The organism is Shewanella sp., from assembly GCF_051658185.1.
In the GTDB taxonomy this organism is placed as follows: domain Bacteria; phylum Pseudomonadota; class Gammaproteobacteria; order Enterobacterales; family Shewanellaceae; genus Shewanella.
The window spans coordinates 1-8,171 of record NZ_JBOFMC010000209.1 but is presented as its reverse complement, the minus strand read 5'-3'; the positions used below and the strand labels follow the sequence as shown (position 1 = coordinate 8,171).

Below are 8,171 nucleotides of genomic sequence, written 5' to 3'. Positions count from 1 at the left end.
TCCTGTTTAGCCCCCTCAGCTGTTTAAGGGATGACTGAGTGCATCAAGGTCCCCATCTGATCAAGGTCGTCTTCTCAATGTCATCGCCCAAAGGGATGTAGTCAACTACGCTTTGGATTAACACGGCATACAATTTATGCCATGATGGCAACTGCCATTAATAGCCTTGTCCAGCAAAGCATAAGCTATAGATAATCATTGGGTTATCTCGTAGCACAGGAAAGATCACCATGAGTCATTTATTTGCCCACCTTGCCCGTATGAAACTGATCCAACGCTGGCCCTTGATGTACAACGTCCGCCCTGAAAATGTTCAAGAACATTCGTTACAGGTCGCCATGGTGGCCCATGCACTGGTGATCATCAGCAATAAAAAATTCGGCACCCACCTCGATGCCAACCAAGCAACCAGCCTAGCCATTTTCCATGATGCCAGCGAGATATTAACGGGCGACTTACCGACGCCGGTCAAATACTTTAATAAAGAAATTGAAGCCGAATATAAGAAAATTGAAGCGATTGCCGAGCAGCGCATGCTCGAAATGGTCCCCGAAGAGTTTAAAGACGACTATCGGCAACTGTTTATCAGTCACTGCGCCGATCCCCGTTACAAGAATATCGTTAAATCCGCCGACACTCTCTGTGCGTATCTTAAGTGTCTTGAAGAAAATCGCGCCGGCAATAGCGAGTTCAACACCGCCAGAAAGCGTCTCGAGCACATGCTGGCGACGAATCCGGATCCCGCGGTAAAATATTTTATGGACTGTTTTGTCCCCAGTTTTACCCTGAATTTAGATGAAATTAACAAAATGCTGTAATTTTGCTGCTGTCACAGGATGGATATGACTTCACACGTTTGGCAAGAACGCCGCCATGGCGAGGATAAACAACGCCGCCTAGATCACCGTACCCCCTATCAACGCGATCGGGCGCGCATTTTGCACTCCGCCGCCTTTCGACGCCTACAGGCAAAAACCCAAGTGCTCGGCGTCGGCATGAATGATTTCTATCGTACTCGCTTGACCCACTCCCTCGAAGTCTCGCAAATCGGCACAGGGATCGCCGCCCAGTTGAAACGCAAATATCCCCAGCACCAAAGGCTACTGAGCTCAATGAGCTTATTAGAATCCCTCTGCTTAGCCCATGATATTGGCCATCCACCCTTTGGCCATGGCGGCGAAGTCGCTTTAAATTATATGATGCGCTTTCACGGTGGCTTTGAGGGAAATGGCCAAACCTTTCGGATTTTATCCAAGCTTGAGCCGTATACCTTAGATTTCGGAATGAATTTATGCCGTCGCACTCTGCTCGGCATCTTAAAATACCCCGCGCTGCGTTCACACTTATATGTGGCGGGGGAATTTTCGCCGATAAGCCACCATCGGCAATTAAAACCCTCACAATGGCCGCCGGTGAAGGGCATATTTGATGACGATAACGACATTTTTGCTTGGGTTCTGGCACCGTTGTCTGCGCAAGATAGGCAGCGCTTTACCCGACACCAGCAGCTTGCACTGCCCCATTATCCGCACCAGCGCACCCAATTTAAATCCTTCGATTGCTCAATTATGGAGCTCGCCGATGATATCGCCTATGCGGTGCATGATCTGGAAGACGCCATCGTCATGGGCATCGTCACCCCCGCTCAATGGCAGCAAACGGTTGCCCCAACCCTTGCCATGAGTGAGGATCCTTGGATAAAACAAGAACTTGGGGATATTGGCAATAAATTGTTTTCCCACGAGCATCACCTGCGTAAAGATGCGATAGGCACCCTCGTCAATGGCTTTGTCACAGCCATCTTCATCAACGAAGATCCCGACTTTGAAGAGCCGTTATTACGCTTTAATGCCACCCTTGAAGCCGAATTTGCACAAGTACTCAGCGCCCTAAAACACTTAGTATATCAATATGTGATCCGTAAACCTGAGATCCAAATGCTGGAATATAAAGGGCAACAAATTGTGATGGGCTTATTCGAAGCCTTTGCTTCTGATCCCGAACGCTTATTACCGCTGAACACCCAAGAGCGCTGGCGCGAAAGCGAGCAGCAAGGCCTTAATAGCCACCGGATACTGGCAGACTATATTTCAGGAATGACCGATGAATTTGCCGGGCGCCTATATCAACAACTGTTTAGCCCTAAAGCCGGTTCTCATATTGAACTGAGCAAAGAAATGTAATAGTGAACACCGCCAACTCAAGGCCCGTTTGCCCTTGACCTTTGCTCTTGACAAGGTGTGCTCAGTCACGTTACCAAGCAAGCGCCGTCGGGATAGCATTGCACTTATTCAGAAAAATGCTAAACCACAACTCCAGAAGAATGCTAAACCACAAGGCAACCCCAAATAAAAAACCACCTTCGCGGTGGTTTTTATTTAGTATTATCCTTTAAAAATAGGATGTTACTCGATGCCAACGGCCTCTTGACACAACGTAGTGATCCGCGCCCAATCGCCCTGCTCGATGGCGTCGGTTGGCGCAATCCAACTGCCGCCAACACAATCCACATTTTTAAGGGCAAGGTAATCTTTATAGCTGCTTGCGGTGATCCCCCCCGTTGGACAAAAACGAATATCGGCTAAAGGACCAGAAAATGCTTTTAGGGCTTCAACGCCACCCGATGCTTCAGCAGGGAAAAACTTAAAATGGCGATAACCTAGCGCCATGCCCGTCATCACCTCTGAAATACTGGCAACACCGGGGATCAAAGGTACTGTGCCCTGCATGCCCGCTTTCAGCAACTCCACCGTTGCCCCTGGGGTAATAATAAACTGGGCGCCCGCCGCCACAGCTTGTTGCAATTGTGCTTCGTTTAAAATGGTGCCAGCACCGACTAAAGCCTCAGGAACTTCCTTGGCAATTTTGGTGATCGCCTCAAGCGCACATGGGGTACGTAAGGTGACCTCTAACACGCTAATACCACCGGCAACGAGCGCTTTGGCTAATGGCACGGCCTGCTCAATCTTGTTAATCACCATCACAGGAACAATAGGGCTGCGTTTAAAAATATCTTGTGGTTGTAATGACCAGTTATTCTCAAGCATTGCGTTATTCTTCCTTTTTTTAATAGAGTTCATCGAGGGCGTTGGTACTACGCGCACCGGTTTCAGGACTGCTGAGGTTAGCACGCAGTGCACCAAATAATTCACGGCCCATACCATAGCGTGAGCGGCGTAAATCCACCTGCACCGCAGCCCTGTTCGCAAGTTCAGTGTCATTGACCAGCAAGCTTAACTCGCCGCTTAGGGCATCGACGCGGATCATGTCACCCTCTTGCACCTTCGCGATTAAGCCGCCATCTAAGGCTTCAGGCGTTAAATGGATAGCCGCAGGCACTTTACCTGAGGCGCCTGACATCCGCCCATCGGTCAACAGGGCCACTTTAAAACCTTTATCCTGTAACGAACCTAAGAGTGGCGTTAACTTGTGAAGCTCGGGCATGCCATTGGCTTTAGGCCCTTGGCCTTTTACCACCACCACACAATCCTTCTCTAACGCACCCGCTTTAAACAAAGCTTCCAGTTTATTTTGATCATCAATCACCACTGCAGGCGCTTCCACAACACGGTGCTGCGCCTGCACCGCTGAAACCTTAATGACCGCTCGGCCTAGGTTACCTTTTAGCAGTTTTAAGCCGCCGTTATTTTGGAAAGGGGTCGCCACTGAGGTTAACACTTCAGGATCTAAACTTGCCGTTGGGCCATCGACCCAACACAGCTCACCATTAAGCAATTTAGGCTCTTGGGTGTAACGGCGTAGACCAAAGCCCGCCACAGTATTGACATCTTCATGCAGCAGACCGGCGTCTAACAATTCTTTGATCAAAAACGCCATTCCACCTGCCGCGTGGAAATGGTTAATATCTGCATGGCCATTGGGGTAGACCCGAGCAAGCAAAGGCACGGCATCGGATAACTCAGAAAAATCATCCCAATTAACAATAATGCCCGCCGCACGGGCTGCTGCAACGATGTGCATGGTTAAGTTGGTCGAGCCTCCGGTTGCCAACAGGGCGACAATGCCGTTGACGACGGATTTTTCGTTAACAATTTCACCGATTGGGCTGTACTGTGTCCCTAATTCGGTTAAACGGCACACCTGCTTCGCGGCCATTTTGTTTAAGGCTTCACGCAGGGGATCATCGGGATTGACAAAAGATGATCCCGGCAATTGTAGCCCCATGACTTCGAGCATTAATTGATTCGAGTTGGCCGTGCCATAGAAGGTACAAGTCCCGGCACTATGGTAAGACTGTGCCTCGGCCTCCAATAATTGCGCGCGATCCACCAAGCCTTGCGCAAATTGCTGGCGAATACGGGCTTTTTCTTTATTAGGGATCCCCGATTTCATCGGGCCGGCGGGCACAAACAGCATAGGTAAATGGCCAAAACTTAACGCGCCGATGAGCAAGCCGGGGACGATTTTATCGCAGATCCCAAGCAGCAACGCCCCATCAAACATGTTATGGGACAGCGCCACTGCCGTTGCCATAGCAATCACTTCACGACTCAGTAAACTCAGTTCCATCCCCGGTTGGCCTTGAGTGACACCATCACACATCGCTGGCACGCCGCCAGCCACTTGGGCCACACTCCCCACCTCTTGGCAGGCTTTTTTAAGCAATTCAGGATAGGTTTCATAGGGTTGGTGAGCCGACAGCATGTCGTTAAAGGCGGTAACTATGCCAATATTGGCCTTAGTTAACTGGCGCAATGCCACTTTTTCATCAGGACGACAGGCGGCAAAACCATGGGCCAAATTCCCACAACTTAGCGAGCTACGATGGACGCCGTGGTGGCGCGCTTCATTCAATGCGGCCAAATAGCCTTCCCGAGAAGCTTTGCTCCTCGCAATAATTCTATCGGTAACGGCTTGCACGACGGGATTTGGGGTGATTGAGTGCATTGTGACTCCTTAAGCGCTCCAGAACACATCAACGGGCGTTTTACGCTGCGCTAATACGGCTCTGATTGGCATGGCATTAACATCATCATGTTCTAAGGCTTGACGATATACTGATAATTTTTGTTCCCCCACCAAATGCAAATAAATCTGGCGACTGTTCAAAATGGCACTCTTAGATAAGGTCATTCTGGCATGGGGTGCGGTCGTTGGGTGGGTCGCAAGGCACAATGCTTCGGTAGATAAAGCCTCTGCAAGCTCCGCGCAGCAGGGAAACCATGAGCAGGTATGGCCGTCATTGCCCATCCCTAGGATCACAACATCAAAGGGCTGTGGAAAGTGCGACAAACACTCCGCCGCCATATCCACCCCAGCCTCGGCGCTTGAAAACATATTTTTTAAGCCACGAAACTTAGCGTTCGCGGCACGGTTTTGCAGCAAGTGCGCCCGCACTAACCGCTCATTAGAGGCGGGATCCTCTACATCTACCCAACGCTCATCAGCGAGAGTGACATACACATCACTCCAATCGATTGATTTCATGCTCAATAATTCAAACAGTTTCAGCGGCGTAGAGCCTCCTGACACCACAAGACTGGCTTTACCTCGGGCATCCACCGCTTCCTGCAGTTGGCTGGCGATACGGCTGGCTAACTGTTCTTCTAATGCGCTGGGCGTATCAAAGGATTTAAATACGGTTTCTTTTATCATCACAGCCCCCCTATTCATCCCACGAGCGACCGTCTTTGGTGATCAGGGCAACGGATGCTACTGGTCCCCAAGTCCCTGCGGGATACGGTTTTGGTTTTTCGTTACTTTGTTCCCAAGATTGGATAATCCCATCGACCCAAGTCCATGCTTGCTCCACTTCATCACGGCGCACGAAGAGCGCTTGGTTGCCAAGCATGGCTTCCAACAATAGCCGTTCATAGGCGTCGGCAATACGTTCATTTTTAAAGGTATCGGAGAAACTTAAATCGAGTTTTGTGGTTTGTAAGCGCTGCTTTTGCTCAAGGCCCGGCACTTTATTCATCATCTGGATCTCAACCCCTTCATGAGGTTGCAGACGAATGGTCAGCTTATTCGGAGGTAAGTTACGATAACTTGAGCGGTATAAATTGTGGGGAGGATTTTTAAAATACACCACAATTTCCGAGCTCTTGAACGGCATACGCTTACCGCTACGCAAATAAAACGGAACCCCTGCCCAGCGCCAGTTATCGATATCGACGCGGATCGCCACAAAGGTCTCAGTGTTCGACTGCTGATTGGCGCCCTCTTCCTCTAAATACCCAGGCACTGGACTGCCCTTTAAGAACCCCGCACTGTATTGTCCGCGAACGGTATTCTCATACACATTATCAGCATTAATAGGACGAAGGGATTTGAGTACTTTGACTTTTTCATCACGGATACTATCAGCATCTAGGTTAACCGGGGGGTCCATCGCGACCAAGGTCAACACCTGCAGTAAATGGTTTTGGATCATGTCGCGCATTTGACCCGCTTTATCGAAATAGCCCCAACGGCCTTCAATCCCCACTTCTTCAGCCACGGTGATCTGCACATGATCTATGGTCCGGTTGTCCCACTTTGAAGCAAATAACGAGTTAGCAAAGCGCAGAGCAATCAAGTTTTGCACCGTTTCTTTACCTAAATAGTGGTCAATACGGTAAACCTGACGTTCTTTAAAATAGGCAGACACTTGGTCATTGATGACGCGGGAGGAATCTAAATCGGAACCGATAGGCTTTTCAAGCACCACACGAGAATCGCTGTGGATAAGATTTTGTTCATGTAAACAGCGACATATATCACCAAAAATCGCAGGCGGCGTCGCAAAATAACTGACCATCACTCGCTCTTCTGGTTTGAGCAACTCATGGAAGGCATGGTAGCCAGCCGGATCGGTAAAATTCGTGCCGATATAATGACAGCGGGACAAGAAACGTTGGAGTGTCTGCTCGCAAAGACTTTCTTTTACAAAGGTTTTCAACGCGAGAATGACTAACTCTTTAAATTCATCCTGAGTAAACTCATCCTTTGCAACACCGATAACCTTCGTCTCTTTATCAAGAAGTTCGGCTTTATCTAACTGGTATAAAGACGGTAACAACTTACGTCGAGCCAAATCGCCTTTAGTCCCAAAGAGTACGAAATCACATGCTTTAGCGCCTGATGTTGTATTGCCCATTGCGGTACGCTCTCCTGTGTATGCAGTGTCCCTTCATCTCGATGAAGAAATTCACACTTTTGTTGTAATATAACAACAGAATTTGTTAAATGCATCTCTTTTTATCAAGTTTAGCAAGTCGGTCAACTAGTCACTTAAGGCATAAATCTGATATGCTTTTTGTGCTTAAATTACTGAAGGTAGTAAAATCTTATTTCAAAATTGTACAAAAAATTTACGACAAACTATCGATATGAGTGGTGTGTCACTTTTTCTGCGCCACTTAACAAAAATAAATAAAGTTACATTCTCAATTTAGCGGACGTACGCGTATGAATACCCTAGAAAAGGTTCAAAAAAGCCTCACCCATTTTAGCAAGTCAGAACGCAAGGTAGCCGAGGTGATCTTAGCATCACCACAAACAGCGATTCATTCGAGTATCGCCACACTCGCTAAGATGGCAGATGTCAGTGAACCCACAGTCAACCGTTTCTGCCGCCGTTTAGACACCAAGGGCTTTCCTGATTTTAAATTACATCTAGCCCAAAGTCTTGCGAACGGCACTCCTTATGTCAGTCGCCACGTTGAAGAAGATGATTCAACTGAATCGTATACAACAAAAATATTTGAATCTTCAATGGCTTCCCTAGATACTGCCCGCCAAAGTTTAGATATATCCGCCATAAATAAAGCTGTAGATATACTGACGCAAGCCAAAACAATCTCCTTTTTTGGCTTAGGCGCTTCAGCGTCAGTGGCTCACGATGCCCAAAATAAATTTTTCCGTTTTAATGTGCCGGTCATTTGTTTTGACGATGTTCTCATGCAAAGAATGAGCTGCATCAACAGCAATGAAGGGGATGTGGTCGTCTTGATTTCACACACGGGCCGCACAAAATCCTTGATAGAAATCGCGCGCTTAGCAAGGGAAAATGGCGCAGCAGTGATTGGTATTACTGCACGTAACTCACCGTTATCCATGGAATGTACCCTGCCCGTCACGATGGAAGTGCCGGAAGATACTGACATGTATTTACCTATGGCCTCGCGTTTAGCACAACTCGTGACTATAGATGTATTGGCAACGGGCTT

The 8,171-nt window shown here is 48.3% G+C and carries 7 protein-coding genes; 3 read left to right on the top strand and 4 right to left on the bottom strand.

Translation table 11 applies throughout. From position 1 onward, the window contains the following. Positions 1-230: 230 nt before the first annotated feature. Both yfbR and ACRCZA_RS08265 read left to right on the top strand, forming a co-directional pair. Complete coding sequence (gene yfbR / locus ACRCZA_RS08270; RefSeq protein ID WP_438673978.1) at positions 231-818, top strand: 5'-deoxynucleotidase; 588 nt, start codon at positions 231-233, stop codon at positions 816-818. Between the two features lie 24 nt (positions 819-842). Next, positions 843-2,183 carry an anti-phage deoxyguanosine triphosphatase gene (locus ACRCZA_RS08265; RefSeq protein WP_438673977.1) on the top strand — a complete coding sequence of 447 codons (1,341 nt, stop codon included), beginning with the start codon at positions 843-845 and terminating at the stop codon, positions 2,181-2,183. Positions 2,184-2,405: 222 nt separating this feature from the next. On the opposite strand, the gene ACRCZA_RS08260 is transcribed toward ACRCZA_RS08265, so the two are convergent. The 4 genes from ACRCZA_RS08260 to zwf are packed head-to-tail and all read right to left on the bottom strand — an operon-like array spanning position 2,406 to position 7,099. Continuing rightward, positions 2,406-3,047 carry a bifunctional 4-hydroxy-2-oxoglutarate aldolase/2-dehydro-3-deoxy-phosphogluconate aldolase gene (locus ACRCZA_RS08260; protein WP_438673976.1) on the bottom strand — a complete coding sequence of 214 codons (642 nt, stop codon included), beginning with the start codon at positions 3,045-3,047 and terminating at the stop codon, positions 2,406-2,408. 19 nt (positions 3,048-3,066) lie between these two features. Next, positions 3,067-4,908, bottom strand: coding sequence for a phosphogluconate dehydratase (gene edd, locus ACRCZA_RS08255; RefSeq protein WP_438673975.1), 1,842 nt, complete (start codon positions 4,906-4,908; stop codon positions 3,067-3,069). Between the two features lie 9 nt (positions 4,909-4,917). Continuing rightward, positions 4,918-5,616, bottom strand: coding sequence for a 6-phosphogluconolactonase (pgl, locus tag ACRCZA_RS08250; RefSeq protein ID WP_438673974.1), 699 nt, complete (start codon positions 5,614-5,616; stop codon positions 4,918-4,920). A gap of 10 nt (positions 5,617-5,626) precedes the next feature. Beyond that, a complete protein-coding gene (gene zwf / locus ACRCZA_RS08245) occupies positions 5,627-7,099 on the bottom strand; it encodes a glucose-6-phosphate dehydrogenase (protein ID WP_438673973.1) in 1,473 nt (490 codons plus the stop codon). 311 nt (positions 7,100-7,410) lie between these two features. Here zwf and ACRCZA_RS08240 point away from each other — a divergent pair. Continuing rightward, a partial coding sequence (locus tag ACRCZA_RS08240) for a MurR/RpiR family transcriptional regulator (protein WP_438673972.1) occupies positions 7,411-8,171 on the top strand: 761 nt, incomplete at its 3' end.

Coding starts and splice junctions, on each gene's coding strand:
- yfbR (WP_438673978.1), top strand. CDS start 231: ATGAGTCATTTATTTGCCCACCTTGCCCGTATGAAACTGATCCAACGC.
- ACRCZA_RS08265 (WP_438673977.1), top strand. CDS start 843: ATGACTTCACACGTTTGGCAAGAACGCCGCCATGGCGAGGATAAACAA.
- ACRCZA_RS08260 (WP_438673976.1), bottom strand. CDS start 3,047: ATGCTTGAGAATAACTGGTCATTACAACCACAAGATATTTTTAAACGC.
- zwf (WP_438673973.1), bottom strand. CDS start 7,099: ATGGGCAATACAACATCAGGCGCTAAAGCATGTGATTTCGTACTCTTT.
- edd (WP_438673975.1), bottom strand. CDS start 4,908: ATGCACTCAATCACCCCAAATCCCGTCGTGCAAGCCGTTACCGATAGA.
- pgl (WP_438673974.1), bottom strand. CDS start 5,616: ATGATAAAAGAAACCGTATTTAAATCCTTTGATACGCCCAGCGCATTA.